21 protein-coding genes are annotated in these 23,170 nt (G+C 36.1%); 13 read left to right on the forward strand and 8 right to left on the reverse strand.

Going from position 1 to position 23,170, the window contains the following annotated elements; all coding sequences use genetic code 11:
* Window positions 1–342: 342 nt before the first annotated feature.
* From B3D98_RS12525 to dnaA, 7 genes are all read right to left on the reverse strand, one after another.
* Window positions 343–1,425, reverse strand: a complete 1,083-nt coding sequence (locus B3D98_RS12525) for an HD-GYP domain-containing protein (RefSeq protein ID WP_054548809.1) — start codon at window positions 1,423–1,425, stop codon at window positions 343–345.
* A 141-nt stretch (window positions 1,426–1,566) separates the two neighbouring features.
* Entirely contained in the window at window positions 1,567–4,032 is a 2,466-nt protein-coding gene (gene gyrA, locus B3D98_RS12530; RefSeq protein WP_066038361.1) for a DNA gyrase subunit A, read from the reverse strand.
* A gap of 25 nt (window positions 4,033–4,057) precedes the next feature.
* Window positions 4,058–5,992: a DNA topoisomerase (ATP-hydrolyzing) subunit B gene (gene gyrB, locus B3D98_RS12535; RefSeq protein WP_048395198.1), complete on the reverse strand. Its 1,935-nt coding sequence runs from the start codon at window positions 5,990–5,992 to the stop codon at window positions 4,058–4,060.
* A 93-nt stretch (window positions 5,993–6,085) separates the two neighbouring features.
* Window positions 6,086–7,201, reverse strand: coding sequence for a DNA replication/repair protein RecF (gene recF, locus B3D98_RS12540; RefSeq protein ID WP_048395200.1), 1,116 nt, complete (start codon window positions 7,199–7,201; stop codon window positions 6,086–6,088).
* 3 nt (window positions 7,202–7,204) lie between these two features.
* Window positions 7,205–7,429, reverse strand: coding sequence for a S4 domain-containing protein YaaA (yaaA, locus tag B3D98_RS12545; RefSeq protein ID WP_054548810.1), 225 nt, complete (start codon window positions 7,427–7,429; stop codon window positions 7,205–7,207).
* A 113-nt stretch (window positions 7,430–7,542) separates the two neighbouring features.
* Window positions 7,543–8,679, reverse strand: coding sequence for a DNA polymerase III subunit beta (gene dnaN / locus B3D98_RS12550; protein WP_004233305.1), 1,137 nt, complete (start codon window positions 8,677–8,679; stop codon window positions 7,543–7,545).
* Between the two features lie 169 nt (window positions 8,680–8,848).
* Window positions 8,849–10,243 carry a chromosomal replication initiator protein DnaA gene (gene dnaA / locus B3D98_RS12555; protein WP_369700628.1) on the reverse strand — a complete coding sequence of 465 codons (1,395 nt, stop codon included), beginning with the start codon at window positions 10,241–10,243 and terminating at the stop codon, window positions 8,849–8,851.
* Window positions 10,244–10,789: 546 nt separating this feature from the next.
* Here dnaA and rpmH point away from each other — a divergent pair.
* The 11 genes from rpmH to B3D98_RS12610 all read left to right on the forward strand — a co-directional run bounded on the left by rpmH (window position 10,790) and on the right by B3D98_RS12610 (window position 21,394).
* Window positions 10,790–10,924, forward strand: a complete 135-nt coding sequence (rpmH, locus tag B3D98_RS12560; protein ID WP_004233310.1) for a 50S ribosomal protein L34 — start codon at window positions 10,790–10,792, stop codon at window positions 10,922–10,924.
* Between the two features lie 100 nt (window positions 10,925–11,024).
* The gene (rnpA, locus tag B3D98_RS12565; protein ID WP_048395204.1) at window positions 11,025–11,369 is read left to right on the forward strand and encodes a ribonuclease P protein component; all 345 of its coding nucleotides are present in this window, start codon (window positions 11,025–11,027) and stop codon (window positions 11,367–11,369) included.
* Between the two features lie 373 nt (window positions 11,370–11,742).
* Window positions 11,743–12,513 carry a membrane protein insertase YidC gene (yidC, locus tag B3D98_RS12570; protein ID WP_025115704.1) on the forward strand — a complete coding sequence of 257 codons (771 nt, stop codon included), beginning with the start codon at window positions 11,743–11,745 and terminating at the stop codon, window positions 12,511–12,513.
* Window positions 12,510–13,310: an RNA-binding cell elongation regulator Jag/EloR gene (gene jag, locus B3D98_RS12575; protein WP_288583329.1), complete on the forward strand. Its 801-nt coding sequence runs from the start codon at window positions 12,510–12,512 to the stop codon at window positions 13,308–13,310. The genes yidC and jag overlap by 4 nt, the downstream gene beginning before the upstream one ends.
* A 249-nt stretch (window positions 13,311–13,559) precedes the next feature.
* The gene (gene mnmE, locus B3D98_RS12580; RefSeq protein ID WP_054548811.1) at window positions 13,560–14,945 is read left to right on the forward strand and encodes a tRNA uridine-5-carboxymethylaminomethyl(34) synthesis GTPase MnmE; all 1,386 of its coding nucleotides are present in this window, start codon (window positions 13,560–13,562) and stop codon (window positions 14,943–14,945) included.
* Window positions 14,946–14,972: 27 nt separating this feature from the next.
* Entirely contained in the window at window positions 14,973–16,865 is a 1,893-nt protein-coding gene (gene mnmG / locus B3D98_RS12585; protein WP_048395211.1) for a tRNA uridine-5-carboxymethylaminomethyl(34) synthesis enzyme MnmG, read from the forward strand.
* A 115-nt stretch (window positions 16,866–16,980) separates the two neighbouring features.
* On the forward strand, window positions 16,981–17,697 hold the full coding sequence (gene rsmG, locus B3D98_RS12590; RefSeq protein ID WP_279493533.1) for a 16S rRNA (guanine(527)-N(7))-methyltransferase RsmG: 717 nt from the start codon (window positions 16,981–16,983) through the stop codon (window positions 17,695–17,697).
* 179 nt (window positions 17,698–17,876) lie between these two features.
* Complete coding sequence (gene noc, locus B3D98_RS12595; protein WP_004233323.1) at window positions 17,877–18,776, forward strand: nucleoid occlusion protein; 900 nt, start codon at window positions 17,877–17,879, stop codon at window positions 18,774–18,776.
* A 223-nt stretch (window positions 18,777–18,999) separates the two neighbouring features.
* The gene (locus B3D98_RS12600; protein WP_048395216.1) at window positions 19,000–19,761 is read left to right on the forward strand and encodes a ParA family protein; all 762 of its coding nucleotides are present in this window, start codon (window positions 19,000–19,002) and stop codon (window positions 19,759–19,761) included.
* Window positions 19,754–20,602 (forward strand): ParB/RepB/Spo0J family partition protein, encoded by an 849-nt coding sequence (locus B3D98_RS12605; protein ID WP_048395218.1) that lies wholly within the window; start codon window positions 19,754–19,756, stop codon window positions 20,600–20,602. Before B3D98_RS12600 ends, B3D98_RS12605 begins: the two co-directional genes overlap by 8 nt.
* A gap of 78 nt (window positions 20,603–20,680) precedes the next feature.
* Complete coding sequence (locus B3D98_RS12610; RefSeq protein WP_048395220.1) at window positions 20,681–21,394, forward strand: DUF554 domain-containing protein; 714 nt, start codon at window positions 20,681–20,683, stop codon at window positions 21,392–21,394.
* Here B3D98_RS12610 and yyaC read toward each other — a convergent pair.
* Entirely contained in the window at window positions 21,314–21,946 is a 633-nt protein-coding gene (gene yyaC / locus B3D98_RS12615; protein WP_048395222.1) for a spore protease YyaC, read from the reverse strand. The genes B3D98_RS12610 and yyaC overlap by 81 nt on opposite strands.
* Window positions 21,947–22,037: 91 nt before the next feature.
* Here yyaC and B3D98_RS12620 point away from each other — a divergent pair, with 91 nt between their 5' ends.
* Together B3D98_RS12620 and B3D98_RS12625 are read left to right on the forward strand one after the other, a co-directional pair.
* Complete coding sequence (locus tag B3D98_RS12620) at window positions 22,038–22,910, forward strand: mechanosensitive ion channel family protein (protein WP_054548813.1); 873 nt, start codon at window positions 22,038–22,040, stop codon at window positions 22,908–22,910.
* A gap of 1 nt (window position 22,911) precedes the next feature.
* Window positions 22,912–23,112, forward strand: coding sequence for a DUF951 domain-containing protein (locus tag B3D98_RS12625; protein ID WP_048395226.1), 201 nt, complete (start codon window positions 22,912–22,914; stop codon window positions 23,110–23,112).
* Window positions 23,113–23,170: the final 58 nt, after the last annotated feature.

The raw sequence follows: 23,170 nt of genomic DNA on the forward strand, positions 1-23,170 counted from the left end.
AAAATTTTGCTTCGTTCACTAGCTAAGCTAGTTACTTAAAACTTTATTGATTACGTTTTGCTTGTTCAGTTTTCAAGGTTCATTTTGTTTATTTCGTTGTCACCTCTTGGCGACTCATTTATAATATCAAGATTCCAAAATAAAGTCAACAGTTTCTCCAAAAATATTTTAATACAATATATAAATGTTTCAAAAAACAATTATGGTTAAAATGCTCACTATTTAATTGATTACTATTATTGCGAAGTGTTTGTTAAGAAAAAATTATATTAGCACTTGCGTAGAGTACATCTCTTACCTAATAAAAAAAGGCAAACCACATAATATAGTTTGCCCGTCTATCTATAAATTAGTTATGATACGTGAAATATAAAAACTGCGATTTTTCCCTAAATCAAAAATTTCCCCTGAATGAATTAATTTAATAAGTGGTCTTGTTGGGGCAAATTTATTTACAAACATTACTTCCCCACGTTCTAAATTAGAAAGCTCTACAATTGTACCTATCGGAAGATCTGCAACAATATCAATTAATGCACGTACTACTTTAATATCAAATTTACCAAACTCAGATTCATTAATCATTTCAATTACTTTAAATGAAGATTGTTTCGTTCTATATACTCGTTCACATGTCATAGCATGAAAAACATCTGCAACAGCAATGATTTGTGCAAATATAGAAATATTGGCGATCTTTTCGTTCTTCGGATATCCACTACCATTTAAACGTTCATGATGTTGGAAGATTGCTTCTTTCATCGTTTCTTTTAAAATGGTCAAATCTTTCACCATATTATGGCTATAAATCGGGTGTTTATATATCTCATCATATTCTTGCTCTGTTAATGGTGTCTTCTTATCCCTGATACGAGGATGTACTTTAGCCATACCACAATCAGCCAATAAACCACCGATGGCTACTTGAATAGTGGTTCCTCTATCATAACCAAGTTTTTGAGCAATAACTGAGGCAATCAGACCAGTTGCTACACAATGATGATACAGGTAGTCTTTTGGATTTGAATACTCATTTAAATCAAAAATAATAGTACGATCTTCTAGTACCATCTCTACTAAAGGTAAAATAATTGTTCTGGCCTTTGCAATATCTACCTTGGCGCCCGCTTCCCAGTTTTTAAATTCTTTTTTAAACTGTTCAACTGAATGATTATAGATTTTCCTAAAAGTCGGAAGTTCTTCTATTATAACTTCGACATCACTTTCATTCTTTTCTACACGCATATCATTTTCACTTTTATAAACGGGGACGGTGAAAATATTAAATGCATGAAAAACTTGCAAGTGTACATAAGAAATCATTGTATCTTTGAAAATAATCGGATACTGTGTATTAGCAAATATATCTTCAGAAATTACCTTGCCAACACCTAGCTCTGAAATTGGAACATGTATAGTTTCCACAGAATGAACACCTCTCCACTATTTCTTGCTTCAAAATAAGGTATTATCATTTTATCATGGAATTCAAAATAATTACTTATTTTTCATTATTTACGTAAAAAAACCGATGACGACATTCAATAATGTCGTCATCGGATTATATTATTCTTCGACTTCCTCTTCGTCTTCAAAAGACTCTTCTGCTTTTTCCACTTTAGCGACAGTTGCAACCAATTCGTCATCTCCTAGTCGAATTAAACGTACACCTTGCGTACTGCGCCCAATTAATGAAATATCATTTACATCCATACGGATAAGCATACCATTAATAGTTATAAGCATTAAATCCTCAGAACCATCGACGGTTTTTACAGCCACCATTGGACCATTCTTATCTGTAATCTGAATAGTTTTCAGTCCTACTCCACCACGACTTTGTAAACGATAGTCCTCTTCAGAAGTACGTTTACCGTAACCTTTTTCAGTTACTACTAATATTTCTTGCCCTGGTTCAACAATCTCCATGCCAACTACTTCATCACCATCACGTAGCTTAATGCCTCGAACACCACCAGCTGTACGGCCCATAGATCGAATGTCGTCTTCTTGGAAACGAACGAGCATACCATCGCGAGTACCAATAATCACTTGTTTCTCTCCATCTGTAAGACGTACCGAAATAAGATCGTCGTCTTCTCTCAAGCTGATTGCGATTAAACCATTTGTTCGAATGTTAGCAAATTGTGATACAGGGGTACGTTTTGTAATACCTGTTTTTGTGGTAAAGATAAAGTAAGCATCTTCATCAAACGATGCAACACGAATCATAGCTGTTACTTTTTCGCCTTTTTCTATATTGAGCAAGTTTACGATTGGTAACCCTTTAGCAGTACGACCGAACTCAGGAATTTCATATCCTTTTGCTCTAAATACTTTACCTTTAGACGTGAAGAATAAAATTGTATCGTGGGTAGAAGTATTCATTAGATGCTCTACAAAGTCGTCTTCATTTGTACCCATTCCTTGTACACCACGACCACCACGCTTTTGACTACGATATGTATTCGCAGCTAAACGCTTGATATAGCCATTATGTGTTAAAGTAACAACTGAGTTTTCAACAGGAATTAAATCCTCATCCTCAATCATTTCAATTCCACCTGATGTAATCTCAGTACGGCGTGTATCATTAAAACGTTCTTTCAACTCTAAGATTTCAGTACGAATAATATCTACAATTTTCTCTTCATCTGCTAAGATTGCCTTTAATTCAGCTATAAGAACTTGAAGCTCTTGATATTCTGCTTCAATTTTTTCACGTTCTAAGCCACTTAATCGAACGAGTCGCATATCTAAAATAGCTTGAGCCTGACGCTCCGATAAGCTAAAGCGTTCCATTAATTGAGGTTTTGCTTCTTCACCACTACGTGAACCACGTATAATAGCGATTATTTCATCAATATGATCGAGTGCGATTCGTAAGCCCTCTAAAATGTGAGCGCGGTCTTCAGCTTTTCGAAGATCAAACTCTGTACGACGACGAATAATTACTTTTTGGTGTTCTAAATAATGGTATAGCATTTCTTTTAAGCCTAATACTTTAGGCTGACCGTTTACTAAAGATAGCATATTGATACCGAAGCTAGATTGCATAGCTGTTTGTTTATATAAATTATTTAGTACAACATTAGCATTTGCATCTTTACGAACTTCAATCACTACACGCATACCACGACGGTCTGATTCATCACGTAAATTTGTGATTCCATCTATTTTTTTATCACGTACAAGCTCTGCAATTTTTTCAATGAGCTTAGCCTTATTCACTTGGTAAGGCAATTCATGAATAAGAATAGTTTCTTTACCATTTGCCTTTTGCTCAATTTCCACTTTCGCACGGATGATAATGGAACCTCGACCAGTTTCATAGGCTCTACGAATACCACTACGTCCTAAAATTAATCCACCAGTAGGAAAATCAGGGCCAGGAATGATTTCCATCAGCTCTTCAGTCGTAATGGCCGGATTTTCAGAAAGTGCTATAACAGCATCAATTGTTTCGCCCAATTGATGCGGAGGAATATTTGTTGCCATACCTACAGCAATCCCTGCAGCACCGTTTACTAAAAGATTTGGATAGCGACTTGGTAAAACTATTGGTTCTTTTTCTGATCCATCATAGTTATCTGTATAGTCAATTGTATCTTTATTAATATCACGGAGCATTTCCATTGCTATTTTAGACATACGTGATTCTGTATAACGCATGGCTGCTGCGCCATCACCATCAACAGAACCGAAGTTTCCGTGACCATCAACAAGCATGTAGCGATAGCTAAAATCTTGTGCCATACGTACCATTGCATCATAGATGGAAGAGTCACCATGTGGATGGTACTTACCCATTACATCCCCAACGATACGTGCTGACTTTTTGTAGGCTTTATCTGCTGTATTACCTAATTCCTGCATCCCATATAAAATACGACGATGAACTGGTTTTAATCCATCACGTACATCAGGTAATGCACGTGATACAATTACACTCATTGCATAATCAAGAAAGGATGTTTCAATTTCTTCTGTTATATTAACTCCTTTAACACCGGAGCGTTCTTGTTCTGACAAAGTGTAGACCTCCTCTCAAGAAAAATTAGATATCTAAATTAGCGTATACGGCATTTTCCTCGATAAATTGACGACGAGGTTCAACTTCATCGCCCATTAAACGTTCAAATGCTTGGTTTGCTTTAATTGCATCATCTAATTCTACTTGTAATAATGTGCGGTACTCAGGATCCATTGTTGTTTCCCAAAGCTGCTCAGCGTTCATTTCTCCAAGACCTTTATAACGCTGCACATTTGGCTTTGGCATTTTTGGTAGCCGTTCTAAAATTTCTTTTAATGTCTCTTCATCATAGCAATACTCAATATGTTTACCTTGTTTCACTTGATAAAGTGGTGGCTGTGCAATATAAATATAGCCTGCTTCTATAAGTGGTCGAAGGAAACGGAAGAAGAATGTTAAAAGTAATGTACGAATATGTGCCCCATCGACATCGGCATCTGTCATGATAATGATTTTATGATAACGAGCTTTCTCTAAATTAAACTCCTCACCAATACCAGTGCCGAATGCTGTTATCATCGCACGGATTTCCGCATTCGATAAGATTTTATCTAAACGAGCTTTCTCAACGTTAAGGATTTTACCACGTAAAGGTAAAATTGCTTGGAAGTGTCGATCACGTCCAGATTTAGCCGAACCGCCGGCAGAATCACCCTCAACAATATAAATTTCACAATCAGCTGGGTTAGTAGAAGAACAGTCAGCTAATTTACCCGGTAAGCTAGATACTTCAAGGGCATTTTTACGACGAGTAAACTCACGTGCTTTTTTCGCAGCTACACGAGCACGGGCTGCCATTAATCCTTTTTCCACAATCTTTCGTGCAACCGTTGGATTTTCTAACATAAAACGCTCAAAGCCATCTGAGAACAAAGAATTGGTAATTTGACTTACTTCTGAATTCCCTAACTTTGTTTTTGTTTGTCCTTCAAATTGCGGATCTGGATGTTTAACTGAAACTATAGCTGTTAACCCTTCTCGTACATCCTCACCTGTAAGATTAGCGTCAGATTCTTTTAGTAATCCACTTTTTCGTGCATAGTCATTAATAACGCGTGTAAGGGCTGTTTTAAACCCTGACTCATGTGTACCGCCCTCATACGTATTAATGTTATTAGCAAATGAAAAAATATTAGAAGAGAATCCAGCATTATATTGCATAGCAATTTCTACTGTGATGCCATCCTTCTCTCCAAGAACATCAATTGGATCATGGATTGGCTCTTTAGATTGATTTAAATGCTCAACATAAGAGCGAATACCACCTTCATAGTGGTATGTTGTTGAGCGAATCTCTTCTTCACGCTCATCAGCAATCGTAATCTTAATACCACGATTTAAATAAGCCAATTCTCTAATACGATGAGCTAAAATATCATATTCATAAACAGTAGTTTCTTTAAATATTTCTGGGTCAGCTTTAAAACGCGTTGTTGTACCATTATGATCGGTGTCACCGATAACCATTAACTCTTGAACTGTTTTTCCACGTTCAAATTTTATTTCATGGATATGACCTTCACGATGTACTTGAACAATTGTTTCAACAGAAAGTGCATTTACTACTGATGCTCCAACTCCATGAAGACCACCAGAAACTTTATAGCCTCCACCGCCAAATTTACCACCAGCATGTAAAACAGTCATAATAACTTCAACAGCAGGCTTACCCATTTTTTCTTGAATACTAACTGGAATACCACGACCGTTATCTTCTACACGAATCCAGTTTTCTTTTTCAATTGTTACTTTGATATCTGTACAAAATCCTGCAAGTGCTTCATCGATACTATTATCAACAATTTCCCATACTAAATGGTGAAGCCCTTTAGAGCTAGTTGAACCGATATACATCCCTGGTCTTTTACGTACTGCTTCTAAACCTTCTAATACCTGTATCTGATCGGCCTCATAAGCTTGGTTTTGTAAACCTTCGTTCTCTATAGCCACGGCTTTCATCTACTCCTTCATAACATCATTGTGTGTAAATGAATGAACAGTCAACCGAGCTGACTATTACCATTCTTTTTGTAATCTAAAAAACTACCCTGGCTAACTTCTTTCAATCGCACCTTGTTTCACGTGGAACAGTTGAGCCTGTTCCATCGTTTCATGATGAATTCCTTCCACACTTGTGGTTGTAACAAAGGTTTGGACTTCACCCTGAATGGTATTTAATAAATGCGATTGGCGATAATCATCGAGTTCCGATAAAACATCATCTAAAAGTAGTATGGGTGTTTCATTTGTTTCTTGTTTAATTAATTCAATTTCAGCAAGCTTTAAAGACAATGCAGTAGTACGCTGCTGTCCTTGTGAACCATAAGTTTGAACATCATAGCCATTCACTAAAAACTGTAAATCATCTCGGTGTGGACCAACTAATGTCACGCCTCTATCAAATTCACGTTCTCTCGCTTCAATTAATTTTTGATGTAAAGTATTTTCAATTTCACTAGTAGAGTGTTCTTTTTCAATACCAGCTACCGTACGATATTTTATAACCAGTGTTTCCTTACCTTGCGATATACCTGCGTGTATGGGTTCCGCCCACTCTTGCAATAAATCCATAAATTGAAATCTTTTACGAATAATTTGGGTAGCAGCGTGAATATATTGTTCATTGTAGACCTCATACATCACATCATTTGGCATGGACTTGCCTTGGTTCATTTTTAAAAAATGGTTACGTTGTTTTAAAACTTTTTGAAAGGTTAATAAATCATGTAAATAGACAGGCGAAATTTGCCCAATCTCCATATCAATAAAACGCCGACGTATTTGCGGACTTCCCTTAACAACGTTCAAATCCTCTGGCGCAAACATAACGACATTCATTTGACCAATATAATGACTAAGGCGACTTTGCTCTATATGATTTATCTTGCCCTTTTTACCTTTCTTTGTAATCGTAAGTTCGATCGGTAAAATACCATGCCTTTTTTTAACGGCCCCTTCTATTTTACCATAGTCTGAATCCCAACGTATCAATTCTTTATCGTTCGTTGTTCTATGGGACTTAGCCATTGCTAAAACATAGATGGACTCCATAACATTTGTTTTTCCTTGTGCATTTTCACCAATAAAAACATTAATTTTTGGAGAGAAGTTTAAAGCTAAGGCATCATAGTTACGGTAATTTGTAAGTTTTATTTGCTCAATATACATAATTTATTGTCCAGTTGGTCCTATAATTTGAAAACGACCACATCCAGGAATATTTACAACATCTCCGTTACGTAATTTACGACCTCGACGATCGTCTACTTCTCCATTTACATATACAGCATGTTCTTGTAAAAACCACTTGGCCATTCCACCTGAACTAATGGCATCAGTAATTTTTAAAAGTTGCCCTAACGTGATGAACTCCTCATCAATTTTAATGTCCTGCATAGTGTGTTCCCCTCCGAATACAGACTGTCTATCTCTCTATCATACCTAAAATTACGCCATAAGTAAAAAAAGATAGTCACGATGAGCGACTATCTTAACAGATCTTTTATTCTTTAGTAAGTTCGTACAGGTAAAATTAATTGTAAAATAGCATCATCATGAACGGAACGTAAAATAAACGGTCTCATTGCCCCAGTAAATTGAATAACTACGTCTTGTCCATCTATTGCTTTTAATGCTTCCATCATATATTTTGCACTGAATGAGATTTTCAAACCTTCCCCTTCTAATGCTTCCACAGGAATTTCTTCTTGTACTTTTCCGATTTCAGGAGAATTAGAAGAAACCTCAACTGCTTGGTTATCTAAAATTTCAAAACGGACAACATTATTACGATCTCCTCGTGCAACAAGTGATGCACGGTCAATAGCTTGTAATAAAGATTTACCATTAATTGTTACATTTGTTTGATACTCTTCAGGAATTAAACGAGTTGTGTCAGGATAATTTCCTTCCAGTAAGCGAGAGAAGAATAATACATCACCAGTTTTAAATAATACTTGCTGACTTGTAATAACGATTTGGACAAGATTTGTAGAATCTTCAAGTACTTTATTTAATTCATTCAAACTTTTCCCTGGAATTACTACACTATGTTCAACTTCTGGTAAATTTTCGAGTTGCACTTTACGTCTTGCCAAACGATGACTATCTGTTGCAACACAGATTAATGTTTCATTTTTGATCTGCCAGTTTACACCTGTCAACACGGGTCTACTTTCTGAAGTGGCAACAGCGAATACTGTTTCACGGATAATTGTTTTTAAGAGATCAGCAGGAATAGTAAATTTTTGATCTTCTGTAAGCTCTGGTAATAAAGGATACTCTGCTGCATCTGAGCCAATTAAATGGAATTCCGATTTCCCTGAACGAATATGCGTTTGGAAACCTGGTGTTACTTGAATTTCAACATCGTTTGTTGGTAATTTACGTACGATTTCATTAAACATACGTGCTTGTACAACAATTGAACCTGTTTCTGTAATGTGAATAATTTGTTGTCCATCTTCTTCTACTGGAATAAATGTTTGAATAGTTATATCAGCATCACTACCAGTTAAGCGGATCCCTTCCTCTGTTACGTCAATTTTAATACCAGTTAAAATCGGAATTGTTGTTTTTGAACTTACTGCTTTCATGACATCATTTAAACCTTCTAATAAACGGTCACGTAAAATATCAAATTTCATTCGTTTTCCCTCACATATTTATATTATTTATTTATATAAAATAAAAAGATATAGTAATAGGCCCTGTGGATTTGTGGATAAGTATATTTTTATGAATAAAATCAGTCTATCCACATGTAGATAGACTGTGTATAAGTTTGTGTTTAAATAGTTAGTTTGTCCACAGCAATTACTTGCCTAGCATACTACGAATTTGTTTAACATCTTGTTGAAGTTGAACGTCATTTTTCAACATAGAAGATATTTTTTCGTGCGCATGGATGACAGTCGTATGATCGCGGCCACCAAATTCTTCGCCAATTTTGGGCAGCGAAAAATCTGTCAACTCGCGTGATAAGTACATAGCGATTTGACGTGGAAAAGCAATTAATTTAGTACGTTTTTTAGCAGCGAAATCTTCCAAACGTATACTAAAATGTTCCCCTACTGCATTTTGAATGTCTAATATTGTCACTGTTCGCGGTTTTGAATTTGGAATGATATCCTTCAATGCCTCGGCAGCTAATGTCGCTGTAATATCTTTGTTTACAAGAGATGAGTAGGCAACGACGCGAATAAGCGCACCTTCAAGCTCCCTAATATTGGAGTCAATCTGGTTCGCAATATAAAGCATTACTTCATTTGGTACCTCTAGACCGTCTGCTTTTGCTTTTTTACGCAAAATAGCGATACGAGTTTCCAAATCGGGTGGAGCAATATCAGTTATTAACCCCCACTCGAAACGTGAACGGAGCCGATCTTCTAAAGTTGGGATCTCCTTAGGAGGTCGGTCACTTGATATAACAATTTGTTTGGATTCTTCATGTAAAGTATTAAAAGTGTGGAAAAATTCTTCTTGAGTTGATTCTTTTCCAGCAAGGAATTGAATATCATCAATTAGCAGTACATCCACGTTGCGGTACTTATTGCGAAAATCAAGTGCTTTGTTATCACGAATTGAGTTAATAAATTCATTTGTAAATTTCTCGGATGATAAGTACACTACTTTAGCATTTGGATTATGCTCTAATACATAATGACCAATAGCGTGCATTAAGTGCGTTTTACCTAGCCCTACTCCCCCATAAATAAAGAATGGATTGTATGCCTTAGCAGGTGCTTCAGCTACAGCTAGCGAAGCTGCATGTGCAAAGCGGTTACCAGAGCCAATAACAAACGTGTCAAAAGTATATTTCGGGTTTAACATACCTGGTGAAATATCATGATGTTCATTATTTTTTGCTTGGATAATCGGCGCTGGCAAATCAAAATCGTCCGAATCCTGGTTTTTTTGAACAACAAATTTAATAAGCAAGTCTTCGCCTGTTAGCTCCGTTAATATACCTGTAATCAAATGAATATAATGATTTTCAAGCCAGTCTCGAGCAAACGAATTTGGCGCAGCAATTGTCACAGTGGACCCACTACCATTGTAAGATAGTAACTTCGTAGACTTTAGCCACGTTTCGAAGCTTGGTTTAGAAATTTTTTGTTCAACTTGAGCCAGGACATTGTTCCATAGTTCTTCTAAATGTTCCAAGCTGCTAATCTCCTTTACAGTGTTCAATACAAAAAAAAATCGCATTTATAGAATTGTAAATACGTTCATTTTATAACTCGTCCACATAATCACAAGTTGTGGATAAAAGTTAACCAAAGGCTGTGATGAAAATTATCCACAGCATATTAACAGTTGTGGATAATTAAAATGTTCGTTTTAGTTTTCAACAAAGTGAAGCACAGTAATCGTATCAGAAAAACAAAGCTATTTCAATAGTTTGTGAAACTTATCCACATAGCTTACAGTTATGCACTTTATAGTTGTCCACAAGCACTGCTTATGTGAGAAACCTGTAGATAATTGTTGTGGATAAAAAATAATGCAAAAAATACTATACACAACTCTGTGTAAAAAAAACAAGTACTCTGTGGATAAATATTTTTATGTTTATGTAGAAAAAATATTTCTAGTAGAGTTCCAAACACTAGAAAATTGAGAATAGAATAAATAGATAGTTGGACGGATTAAAAGAAATTTGTGAAATTCATTGACAAAATAACTAGATACTTTATATAATATTCGAGTCTGTATGTTGAAAAATTCAACTCATATCAGGAGGTGTCTATATAAATGAAACGTACTTACCAACCAAAAAAACGTAAACACAGCAAAGTACACGGTTTCCGCGCACGTATGAGCACAAAAAACGGTCGCAAAGTTCTTGCTGCTCGTCGTCGTAAAGGAAGAAAAGTTTTATCAGCATAAAATAAGTCCACTGAGCCACATCAGTGGTCTTTTTTTTCTTTATTTTTGGTAAACCTAGAAATGAGGATCAAAAGATATTATCTAATAGCAGGTGAAAGAAATGAAAAAACGCCAACGAGTGAAGAAGAATGATGATTTTCAAAAGGTGTTTAAAAAAGGTAAATCTTTCGCTAATCGTCAGTTTGTTGTTTATTTTTTAGTAAAAGAGGGACAAACGGAATTTCGTGTAGGTTTATCAGTTAGTAAGAAGCTTGGGAATGCGGTAACACGCAACCAAGTAAAACGCTATATTCGACAAAGTATTCATGAATTAAAAGATGAGCTAAAGCCGAATATGGATTATGTTATTATCGCCAGACATCCGGCGGCCACTATGGATTTTCATGAAGTGAAACAAAGTTTGCAGCATGTACTACGAATCGCAAAGGTAATGAAAAAAGTGTAATGTATGCAACCAAGTGGTGAAATTACGCCTGTACTGTTAGCAATAGAATAAATAATATGTGATTTTGCATAAAATTATATGTAAGAGAATTATACACACGGGGGTATTTGTGTCGAGAGTTTTCGCTTAAAAATATGTAAAATTCACAACTTATCCTAGGAATAAGTATGTGTAGTTAGAATATTTAGTAGAGTGAATGTTATAGGCATGATAAAATAACTGATAACTTTATCTTCATCGAGGACTCTCAAAAGTGGACTGAAATAAAGATAAGGCTACTGACGTTAAACCGATTATGTGATAGGAAACTGTCGGTACAAAAAGAACCATATAGAATAAGAAAAAGTGAATAGTAATTGTAGGGGGAAGAAGGTTGAAAAAACAACATTGGGTAATTTTGTCACTAGTATCGGTAGCCTTACTACTTTCTGGTTGTACAGAATTCAATGAACCAATTTCCAAAGATAGCACAGGCTTCTGGAATGAATTCATTGTTTGGCCGTTGGTATCAGCAATAAAATACTTTGCTGATCTGCTAGGTACGTATGCATGGGGGATCATTGCCGTAACGATTATTATTCGTTTAGCAATTTTGCCATTGATGATCAAACAAACAAAGAGTTCTAAAAAGATGCAAGAAATTCAACCAAAATTGAAGGAACTGCAAAAGAAGTATGCTTCTAAGGATGCTCAGACACAACAACAATATCAGCAAGAAATGATGAAGTTAATGAGTGAATCTGGAGTAAATCCACTTGCAGGATGCTTACCAGTAATCATTCAAATGCCAATCTTAATTGGTTTCTATCATGCAATTAGCCGTATGAATGCAACATCAACATTTGATTTAGGGAATTTCTTTATCTTCCCGCTAGCAGATCCTGCACCTGCATTAGCTATTACAGCTGGCTTAATGCAATTTATCGTGTTACGTACAGGACCAGCAATGGATAATCCTCAAATGAAAATTATGATGTATATTATGCCATTCATGATTATTGGTTTTGGTATGGCCTTACCAGCTGCATTATCATTATACTGGGTAATCGGAAACATTATTTCGATTTTCCAAAACTTGTACATTTATAAACCTTGGAATAAAGATAAAACACAACCTGCTCAAAATGGAGGGGCTAAAAAGTGAAACAACTTACGCAAATAGGCGCAACAACACAAGAAGCGATCTCATTGGCGTTACAGAAACTTGGCAAAACCCGTGAACAAGTAGATGTTGAAGTTTTACAAGAAGGTAAAAAAGGATTTTTAGGTTTTGGTGCACGTTCTGCAGAGGTACGTGTAACAGTAAAAGAAGTTCAGGTTCCGACAATTGAAGGCGACAATGCGCAATTGCAGGTAGTAACTCAATTATATGAACCAATAGAAGTAGATGATGTTGAAACACTAAGTTCACAAGTTTCTGAACAACCAAGTGAAATGGAAGAAGTTCAACAAGTCGTTAAAGAACAAACTGAGGATGGAGACTCAGCAAATCCAATTGAAGAGGCAAAGGCTTATTTAAGTAGTATCGCTGAACAATTGGCTATTCATGATCTTGAGATTGCTACGACACGCGAAGGGAAATATGTATTATTTCAACTAAAAAGTGAGAAAGCTGCCCTGCTTATAGGGAAACGAGGTCAAACATTAAATTCCTTACAGCAATTAACACAACTCGTATTAAATAAAAGCGCAAAGCAGTTCTTAATGGTGAAACTAGATGTAGAAAACTATCGCGAGCGTCGACAAGTAGCTTTAGAATTACTTGCGGATCGAATGGCGGATAAGGCATTACGCTTAAATCAACGTGTGGCATTTGAACCAATGCCGTCTTACGAACGAAAGATAATTCATAATCAATTAGCAAACCGCCTAGATCTTGAAACGTATTCAGAAGGTACGGAGCCTAATCGTTATTTAGTAATAGAACCAGTAAAAAAATAATTAGACTGTTTCACATAATCATACAGACAATATATTTTGAAAGGTCATTTTATCTTTTAGATAAAATGACCTTTTTTAATGAAACGTAGCAAATTTTGTCGAAAATATGATTAGCGAAAAATTGATTTTATTCACATTTGGAAATGATCCTTACTTTAGATTTTGCTGAAAATATGTTAGTCTAAGGTGTTAGTAAGTATTGGTCGGTTTTGATTATCCACATGTGGATAACGTTGAGGAGGTCATTAAATGGAGTTCGATACAATTGCTGCGATATCCACACCGATGGGTGAAGGTGCCATAGCCATCGTTCGTTTAAGTGGAGACGAGGCTGTGACGATTGCAGACAAAATATTCAAATCACCCGGGGGAAAAAGTTTAACAACCAAAGATTCGCACACTATTCATTATGGACATTTAGTCGATCCTAAAACTAATGAGGTAGTAGAGGAAGTAATGCTATCGCTGATGCGTGGGCCAAAAACATTCACACGTGAGGATGTAGTTGAAATAAACTGTCATGGTGGATTAGTTTCAGTCAAACGCGTGTTGCAACTTGCTTTAACAAATGGAGCAAGGTTAGCTGAGCCAGGTGAATTCACAAAACGTGCCTTTTTAAACGGACGTATTGATTTATCACAGGCTGAAGCAGTAATGGATTTGATAAGAGCTAAAACAGATCGTGCGATGAATGTGGCTCTGGGTCAAATGGATGGAAAATTATCGAGACTTATTGGTGATTTGCGCCAAGCTTTACTAGAGACATTAGCGCAAGTAGAGGTTAATATAGATTATCCAGAGTATGATGATGTAGAAGAAATGACTGTACCTGTATTAGTAGAGAAATGTACATGGGTAAAAAATGAAATTATAAAACTTTTGCAAACATCTTCTCAAGGAAAAATTTTACGTGAGGGATTATCAACAGTTATTTTAGGTCGTCCGAATGTAGGGAAATCTTCACTATTAAATAGCTTAGTACAAGAAAATAAGGCCATAGTGACAGATATTGCAGGGACTACTCGTGATATTATAGAGGAGTACGTCAATGTCCGAGGTGTTCCACTTCGTTTAGTGGATACAGCGGGTATTCGGGAAACAGAAGATATTGTTGAACGAATTGGAGTAGAACGCTCACGGGAAGCTCTTCGTGGAGCTGATTTAATTCTGTTTGTATTAAACTATGCAGATGAATTAACTGCTGAGGATGAGCGTCTATTCGAAACAATTGAAGCGATGGATTACATCGTTATTGTAAATAAAACAGATTTACCGCAAAAAATTGATTTGGCTCGTGTCAAGGAATTAGCTGGTGACCATCGCATTGTAACAACTTCTCTGCTACAAGAGGAAGGTATTACAGAGCTAGAAGAAGCCATTGCTGCATTGTTCTTTGAGGGACAAATCGAAGCGGGCGATTTAACATATGTTTCAAACGCAAGACATATTGCTCTTCTACACCAAGCGCAAGCAACGGTAGAAGATGCAATAGCAGCTGCACAGGATGGTGTACCAGTTGATATGGTACAAATTGATGTAACAAGAACATGGGAAATACTTGGCGAAATCATTGGTGATACTGTTCAAGAAAGCCTCATCAATCAACTATTTTCTCAGTTCTGTTTAGGAAAATAATTTTCAGAAAGAAAGGAAGGTACGAGCATGCCAACAAAATATGAGGCAGGCACGTTTGATGTGATTGTGATTGGTGCTGGTCATGCAGGTTCAGAAGCTGCACATGCCGCAGCTAAAATGGGTGCTAACACATTAATGCTAACAATCAATTTAGATATGATTGCATTTATGCCATGTAATCCATCTATTGGTGGTCCTGCCAAAGGAATTGTCGTACGTGAGATTGACGCTTTAGGAGGCGTCATGGGGAAAGTGATAGATAAAACGCATATTCAAATGCGAATGTTGAATACAGGGAAAGGCCCAGCTGTACGTGCATTGCGCGCACAAGCGGACAAAGTTTTGTATCAGCAAGAAATGAAACGAGTATTAGAAGAAACACCAAACTTAACAATCCATCAAGGGATGGTTGAAGAGTTAATTATTGAGGATGGGGAAGTAAAAGGGGTCATTACACAAATTGGTGCCGTTTATCGTGCTAAAACAGTTGTCGTGACTACAGGTACTTTCCTACGTGGTGAAATCATTATTGGTGATATTAAATATTCAAGTGGTCCTAATAACCAACAACCGTCAATTCGCTTAGCTGATAATTTAAAAGAGCTAGGTTTTGATCTAGTTCGATTTAAAACAGGTACACCACCACGTGTGAATAATCGAACAATAGATTATGACAAAACAGAGATTCAACCAGGTGATGATGTTCCACGTGCATTTAGTTTTGAAACGACTGAATTCATCATGGATCAGCTACCTTGCTGGTTAACATATACAAGCCCTGAAACTCATGAAATTATTGAAGCAAATTTACATCTTTCACCGATGTATTCAGGGATGATTAAAGGGACAGGTCCACGTTATTGCCCATCTATTGAAGATAAAGTTGTACGTTTTAATGATAAGCCAAGACACCAAATCTTCTTAGAGCCAGAAGGCCGCAATACACGTGAGGTTTATGTTCAAGGTTTATCAACAAGCCTACCAGAGCATGTTCAAACACGTTTACTAAAATCTATACCTGGCTTAGAGAATGCGGAAATGATGCGCGCTGGTTATGCTATTGAATACGATTCAATTGTGCCAACACAACTATGGCCAACTTTAGAAACAAAACGTATTAAAGGCTTATATACAGCGGGTCAAATCAACGGCACATCTGGCTATGAAGAAGCTGCCGCGCAAGGCTTAATGGCGGGCATGAATGCTGCTGCTAATGTACTAGGTAAAGACGAATTAATTTTGAGCCGTTCGGATGCTTATATTGGCGTTTTGATCGATGACCTAGTGACAAAAGGAACAAATGAGCCATATCGTTTATTAACATCTCGTGCAGAATATCGTTTACTATTACGTCATGATAATGCAGATCTACGATTAGTAGAGTTAGCTTACAATATGGGGATGATTCCACAAGAAAGATATGCTAGTTTCAATGAGAAAAAAGAGCTGATTGAAAATGAAATTGCACGTCTTCGTGAAGTCATTATTAAGCCAAATGAAGCGACACAATCTGTTATTCGTTCTGTTGGTGGTAGTGAATTAAAAGACGGTATACGTGGTGCAGACTTATTAAAACGTCCTGAAATGCATTATGAGTTAATCTCTTCTTTAATTCCTGCAGAAATCGAGTTGGCGGATGAAGTGAAAGAACAAATTGAAATCCAGCTTAAATATGAAGGCTATATCGAAAAAGCATTGCAACAGGTAGAGAAACTACACAAAATGGAAAACAAAAAAATTCCTGAGAATATTGATTACGATGCTATTTCAGGTTTAGCAACAGAAGCGCGTCAAAAATTAAAACAAGTTACACCTCTATCTATTGCGCAAGCCTCTCGTATTTCTGGTGTTAATCCAGCTGATATTTCAATTCTGCTTGTTTATATTGAACAAGGTAAAATTGCGAAAGTAAGCAGCTGATCATCAACAACAGTAAAGTGAATAAGAGGCGGGCATACCATTGTGCCCGCTTCCTATTTTTAAAGCTATACTATTAGTTGGAGTTGTATAGCTAGATCAACAAAGGAGACTTTACATGAACGAACAACAATTTATTGAGGCTCTGAAAGAGAAAGGTATTGAACTTTCTGATATACAGATTGCTCAATTTAAAAAGTATTTTGAATTACTTGTTGAGTGGAATGAAAAGATGAATTTAACTGCCATTACAGATTTAGAAGGCGTGTATTTAAAGCATTTCTTCGATTCGATTAGTCCTTCATTTTACTTTGATTTTTCAAAAGTCATAACTGTTTGTGATGTTGGAGCAGGAGCTGGTTTCCCAAGTATCCCAATTAAAATCTGTTTCCCACATTTACAAGTTACAATTGTCGACTCCTTAAATAAAAGAATTACCTTTTTAAATCATTTAAGTGATGAGTTACAATTAGAGAATATGCATTTTGTACATGCTCGCGCGGAAGAGTTTGGCCAAAATTTAAAATACCGCGAACAATTTGATGTGGTAACAGCACGAGCTGTAGCTCGTTTATCCGTTCTAGCAGAGTTATGTGTACCTTTAGCGAAACAAGATGGATATTTTGTTGCTTTAAAAGCCGCAGCTGGGGCAGAAGAACTAAAGGATGCTAAAAAAGCTTTAACAACATTGGGTGTTAAACTGAGTGAGGAATTTTCTTTCAAGCTACCTGTTGAAGAAAGTGAACGCATTTTATATATATTTGATAAAATAAAAGGAACACCGAAAAAATATCCGCGTAAGCCAGGTGTACCAAATAAAACACCGATTCAATAATTAGTGTTTCATGTGAAACTTCTCAAAGTGGAAAATATTTTTTCTATTTTGAGCATACATACTAGTTATGGATGGTTCACGCAAAAGACATCTATGAACTATATACATTTCAAGAAATATAATAAATAATAATAGAATGACACAGAGCAAGATAGTTACTTAAAGGTGGTGCCACTTGGATGAAAAGTCCTTTTTCACGTTTTTTTGGAGGCGGAAGTAAAACAGAGCCTATTGTGAAAAATGAAGTAGAACAAGCAGAGGCGGTTCATGCAGCGGAAGAAGTCATAAAGTTGCCTATTGATCAAATTGTACCTAACCGTTTTCAGCCACGTACTATTTTTGATGATGAAAAAATTGAAGAATTATCAAGAACCATTCATACACATGGTGTGATTCAGCCAATTGTTGTACGTAAAACATCAGACAATCAATATGAAATTATCGCTGGTGAGCGTCGTTATCGAGCGATGAAAAAGCTACAATGGACAGAAGTCCCTGCTATTGTACGTAATTTAACTGATAAGGAAACAGCATCTATTGCGTTAATAGAGAACTTGCAGCGTGAGGAGTTAACTGCTATTGAAGAAGCGGTAGCCTATCAAAAATTATTAGAGCTTCATGAGCTAACACAGGAAGCTCTTGCCCAAAGACTTGGAAAAGGACAATCCACTGTAGCCAACAAATTACGTTTATTAAGGCTGCCAGATGAAGTACAGCAAGCTATTTTGAAGCGAAAAATATCTGAACGACATGCACGTGCATTAATTGCTATTAAAGATCAACCATTGCAACTAGAAATTTTGCAGCTAGCAATTGAAAATGATTGGAATGTGCGACAGTTAGAGGAGCAAATCCAGGCTATATTACATCCTGTAGCTGATGAGCAGGAAGAATCAATTCCAAAGAAAGCTAAACCGAAACGTAAAGCTATAAGTAAAGATGTACGTATTGCTTTGAATACCATCAAACAGTCTTTAACGATGGTAACGAAAAGTGGGATTACGGTGAAAACTGAAGAAGAAGATACAGAAGAATACTATCAAATTACAGTGAAGATACCTAAAAAGAAAAAAGTGTAATAAATTATTTTAGAAAAATAATTTATGATCAAATTTATCACTGTACAGGGGAGATATCTCAGAAGATTAATAGAGATATCTCCTTTTTTGTATTTATTCTTAATATTTTATACAACTCTCTTCAAATTTTTTGATAGAATGAAAGTTAGATAGCGGATTAAATAGTGATTTTACAAATGATTTGTCAAAGTAAACTTTGATAGATGAAAGCAGGTGCTTTTAAATGGGTAGAATTATAGCAATCGCCAATCAAAAGGGTGGCGTAGGTAAAACAACAACTTCGGTCAATTTGAGCGCTTGCCTAGCATACTTAGGTAAGAAAGTGCTTTTAATTGATACTGATCCGCAGGGGAATACAACAAGTGGACTTGGTATTAATAAAGGAGAAATACAGGGTTGTATTTATGATGTGCTCATTGATGATGAAGATGTTCAAAATGTCATTCAAAAAACAAATGTTGAAAATTTATCTATCGTGCCAGCAACAATCTCACTTGCAGGTGCAGAAATTGAATTGGTTTCGACTATTTCCAGAGAAGTACGTTTAAAACATGCTTTACAAAATGTGAAAGAGGATTTCGATTATATAATTATTGACTGTCCACCATCTTTAGGGCTTTTAACAATCAATGCGTTAACAGCTTCAGATGCGCTTATTATTCCTGTACAATGTGAATATTATGCATTGGAAGGGTTAAGTCAATTACTATCAACAGTTCGCCTCGTTCAAAAGCATTTGAATCAACAGCTTTATATCGATGGCGTTTTATTAACAATGCTAGATGCACGCACAAACTTAGGCTTACAAGTTATTGAGGAAGTGAAAAAATATTTCCAAGATAAAGTATATAAAACAATAATCCCCCGTAATGTGCGATTAAGTGAGGCACCAAGTCATGGTCAACCAATCATCACTTATGATGCAAAATCTAGAGGTGCAGAAGTTTATTTAGAGATGGCGAGGGAAGTGATTAAAAATGGCTAAAGGTCTAGGAAAGGGTATTGGGGCATTATTTCCAGGAGAGTCTTTAGAACACAGTGGTCAAGTGGAAGAAATCCAATTAGATTTAATTGTTGCGAACCCATTTCAGCCACGTAAAATTTTCGATGAAGAAAGTTTACAAGAATTAGCTGATTCTATTAAAGAACATGGAATTTTGCAGCCAATTGCTGTGCGTAAAAAAGCACGCAAGTTTGAAATTGTTGCGGGAGAGCGTCGTTACAGAGCTTGTCTATTAGCTGGCCTCGAGGTTATTCCTGTCATTATAAAAGAGCTATCAGATGCACAAATGATGGAGCTTGCTATTTTAGAAAACCTCCAACGTGAGGATTTAACTGTTATTGAAGAAGCAGAAGCCTATCAGAGTTTAATGGAAAACTTACATTTAACTCAGGAAGAGTTATCGAAGCGATTAGGAAAAAGTAGACCGCATATTGCCAATCACGTTCGGCTACTGGCATTACCAGAAGATGTACGTAAACTGATGAATGATGGAACTTTATCGATGGGGCAGGGACGGGCATTACTCGGCTTAAAAAATAAAAGAAGAATATCAGAAGTGGCTAATAAGGTAATAAATCTAGGATTGAACGTACGTCAAGTTGAATTATTAGTGCAAAATTTAAATGAAGAAGTTTCACGTGAAACAATCCCTCCTAAGAAAAAAGATATCTTTGTAACTGCAAAGGAGTCACAATTACGAGACTACTTTGGAACAAATGTTCAAATAAAGAAAACAAGCAATAAAGGGAAAATAGAAATTGAATTTTATTCTGAAGATGATTTAGAACGAATATTGGAAATATTAAACATACAGGAAGAATAAAATAATATTTCTATAACTTAATCAGAGCGCCAAGCAAATAGGCGCTCTCTATTTTTTAGAGAGAAAGAAGGCTTAAGTGTGGTATTACTAGGGGCATTAATAAATGCTGTGTTAATTATAGTAGGAGCATTAGTAGGGCGCATTTTTAAAAATCTTCCTGAATCTATGAAATCTACGGTTCTTTCTATTATTGGTTTAGCCGTCACATTATTAGGGATAAAAATGGGCTTTGAAAGTGATAATTTTATTATATTGGTAGTAAGTTTAGTGGTAGGTACAGTAATAGGTGAGTGGTTAGATTTAGATAAACAAATGAATCGTCTAGGTAAATGGGTAGAGAGTTTATTTCGTACAAAACGGGATGACCAAAATCAAATTAGCATAGCAGAGGGCTTTGTAACTGCCTCACTAATTTTTGTTGTAGGATCAATGGCTGTTATAGGTGCTCTTGATAGTGGTCTTCGTAATGATCATAATGTACTCATTACTAAAGGATTAATAGATGGATTTACATCCATTATTCTAGCCTCGACATTAGGTATAGGTGTAATGCTATCCGCTGTACCTGTCTTTGTTTATCAAGGATTAATAGCTCTTTTTGCAGGTGTTATAAGTTCCTTTATCCCTGATGCCGCACTACAAATGTTCATTACAGAAATGACGGCTGTTGGCGGGGTTATGATTATGGCAATAGGGTTAAACATTGCAGGCTTAGCTAAGATCAAAGCTGCTAACTTGCTTCCAGGTATCGTCATTGTTGGTATTATGGTGGCTATCTTCTACATTTTTTAGTGAATAACGATGAGCAGCCAGTAATAATGCTCTTGAAAGCTTTTCAGCCATTGCATAAGAGATATGAAGTCTGGTATTTTGTAAAACAAGCATTTCCATAAAGCCTCCAATATTGACGATTCCTTTCACGGAAATGTCTCCAATTGGGGGTAATTCTTTTTTTACAGCTTTTCCAGGGAAAATGGGTCCACTTTGAACTGAAATATGACCAACATTTTGCTCACTGCCGAGACAGGCATCAATCGCAATAATGAATGGTTTTGTAGTATGATTGTGTAGCTGTTGCATTGTAGAATCTAGGTTTAGAGCATGTAAAGGGTCTTCTAAGGAACCTACAATTTCATAAGGAAAGCTAACAGATTTTTTTAAAAAGCTACCAGTTAATGGACCAAGTGTATCACCCGTACATCGGTCACTGCCAATACAACAAAAAATTAGTCTTTCATGATGAAACGGTATATGTTCTAAAAATAATGTACTTAATTGCCAAACAGCATTTTTACTCTCATGATGAAGGGAATAAGGTAGTAACAAATTTGGTATAGTATTCATAAAAAAACTCACTTTCTTTTTATTTTTAGAAGTGCTCAATTTTTATGCAGTATACGCAAATTTTTAGCAAGTTATTCAAGAGGTGGTAATGATGGAAAAGAATAAAAAGTTAATGGAAAAATACTGGGACAAGCTCACATCTGAGGATCTTTGGGAAAAGGTTATTGATGCATCTATAGAAATTTTGCTCATTCTATTAGTATCGTGGATCGCTGTAAGATTAGGTAAAAAATTTATTAAAAAGGTGTTTTTAATCCGTATGCGTTCACCATTGAGCCACTCAGAGCGACGCCAACGAACAATTTCAAGATTATTACAAAGCGTGATTTCCTATGTCGTTTATTTCTCTGCAATCATTGGTATACTTTCTTCCTTAAATATAAAGGTAGCAGGTTTATTAGCGGGTGCAGGAATTGTTGGTTTAGCAATAGGTTTTGGTGCTCAAAGCTTAGTAAAGGATGTTATTACTGGATTCTTTATTATTTTTGAAGACCAGTTTGGTGTAGGCGATTATATAAAAATAAATGCTGCAGAAGGTACAGTTGTAGAAATTGGCTTACGTACAACAAAAATTAATGGTGCTACTGGTGAACAGTTCATCATTCCCAATGGTGCCATAGGCGAAGTCGTCAATTATTCTGTTAACAACTCCAAAATTTTTATAGATTTACAAATGGCCACGGATGCTGATTTTGAGAAAGCAGAAGGGGTTATTAATAAGTATTTAGAGACATTGCCTAAGATGCATAAAGAATTAATTGCAGCTCCGGTATTTCTAGGTGTGCAAAACGTGAAAGGGACAGAAGTAACCATTCGTATAGCTGCTGAAACATTACCGCAGCAACAATATGGAGTAGCACGTACCATACGCCGCGATATTACGAAACTCTTTGAAGAAAATAATATACCAATGGCCTATCCAAAAATGATGTTCTATGGCAAAGATGAGGGGAGAAGTGTGTAAGATGGAGGCAAAAAAATTTGGTTTAAACGATATTGTTGAAATGAAAAAACAACATCCATGCGGTACTAATAAATGGAAAATTATTCGTATGGGGGCGGATGTACGTATCAAATGCGAAGGATGTCAGCATAGTGTCATGATTCCACGTCGTGAATTTGAGAAAAAAATGAAAAAGGTTTTATTTTCTGCGGAAGAGTCGTAACATCAGGCATATTAGACTTTTTCTGGGTGAATCAATATAATAGATAAGGTTATAAGAG

Source organism: Lysinibacillus sp. UBA5994, assembly GCF_002429725.1.
Classification (GTDB): Bacteria; Bacillota; Bacilli; order Bacillales_A; family Planococcaceae; genus Lysinibacillus; species Lysinibacillus capsici.

Bases quoted from the DNA above. Each gene is read 5' to 3' on its own strand.
- yaaA (WP_054548810.1), bottom strand. From the start codon at position 7,429: ATGCAGGACATTAAAATTGATGAGGAGTTCATCACGTTAGGGCAACTT.
- noc (WP_004233323.1), top strand. From the start codon at position 17,877: ATGAAAAGTCCTTTTTCACGTTTTTTTGGAGGCGGAAGTAAAACAGAG.
- rpmH (WP_004233310.1), top strand. From the start codon at position 10,790: ATGAAACGTACTTACCAACCAAAAAAACGTAAACACAGCAAAGTACAC.
- rsmG (WP_279493533.1), top strand. From the start codon at position 16,981: ATGAACGAACAACAATTTATTGAGGCTCTGAAAGAGAAAGGTATTGAA.
- rnpA (WP_048395204.1), top strand. From the start codon at position 11,025: ATGAAAAAACGCCAACGAGTGAAGAAGAATGATGATTTTCAAAAGGTG.
- recF (WP_048395200.1), bottom strand. From the start codon at position 7,201: ATGTATATTGAGCAAATAAAACTTACAAATTACCGTAACTATGATGCC.
- dnaA (WP_369700628.1), bottom strand. From the start codon at position 10,243: ATGCGATTTTTTTTTGTATTGAACACTGTAAAGGAGATTAGCAGCTTG.
- mnmG (WP_048395211.1), top strand. From the start codon at position 14,973: ATGCCAACAAAATATGAGGCAGGCACGTTTGATGTGATTGTGATTGGT.
- B3D98_RS12605 (WP_048395218.1), top strand. From the start codon at position 19,754: ATGGCTAAAGGTCTAGGAAAGGGTATTGGGGCATTATTTCCAGGAGAG.
- yyaC (WP_048395222.1), bottom strand. From the start codon at position 21,946: ATGAATACTATACCAAATTTGTTACTACCTTATTCCCTTCATCATGAG.
- B3D98_RS12600 (WP_048395216.1), top strand. From the start codon at position 19,000: ATGGGTAGAATTATAGCAATCGCCAATCAAAAGGGTGGCGTAGGTAAA.
- B3D98_RS12620 (WP_054548813.1), top strand. From the start codon at position 22,038: ATGGAAAAGAATAAAAAGTTAATGGAAAAATACTGGGACAAGCTCACA.
- B3D98_RS12625 (WP_048395226.1), top strand. From the start codon at position 22,912: ATGGAGGCAAAAAAATTTGGTTTAAACGATATTGTTGAAATGAAAAAA.
- mnmE (WP_054548811.1), top strand. From the start codon at position 13,560: ATGGAGTTCGATACAATTGCTGCGATATCCACACCGATGGGTGAAGGT.
- gyrB (WP_048395198.1), bottom strand. From the start codon at position 5,992: ATGAAAGCCGTGGCTATAGAGAACGAAGGTTTACAAAACCAAGCTTAT.
- dnaN (WP_004233305.1), bottom strand. From the start codon at position 8,679: ATGAAATTTGATATTTTACGTGACCGTTTATTAGAAGGTTTAAATGAT.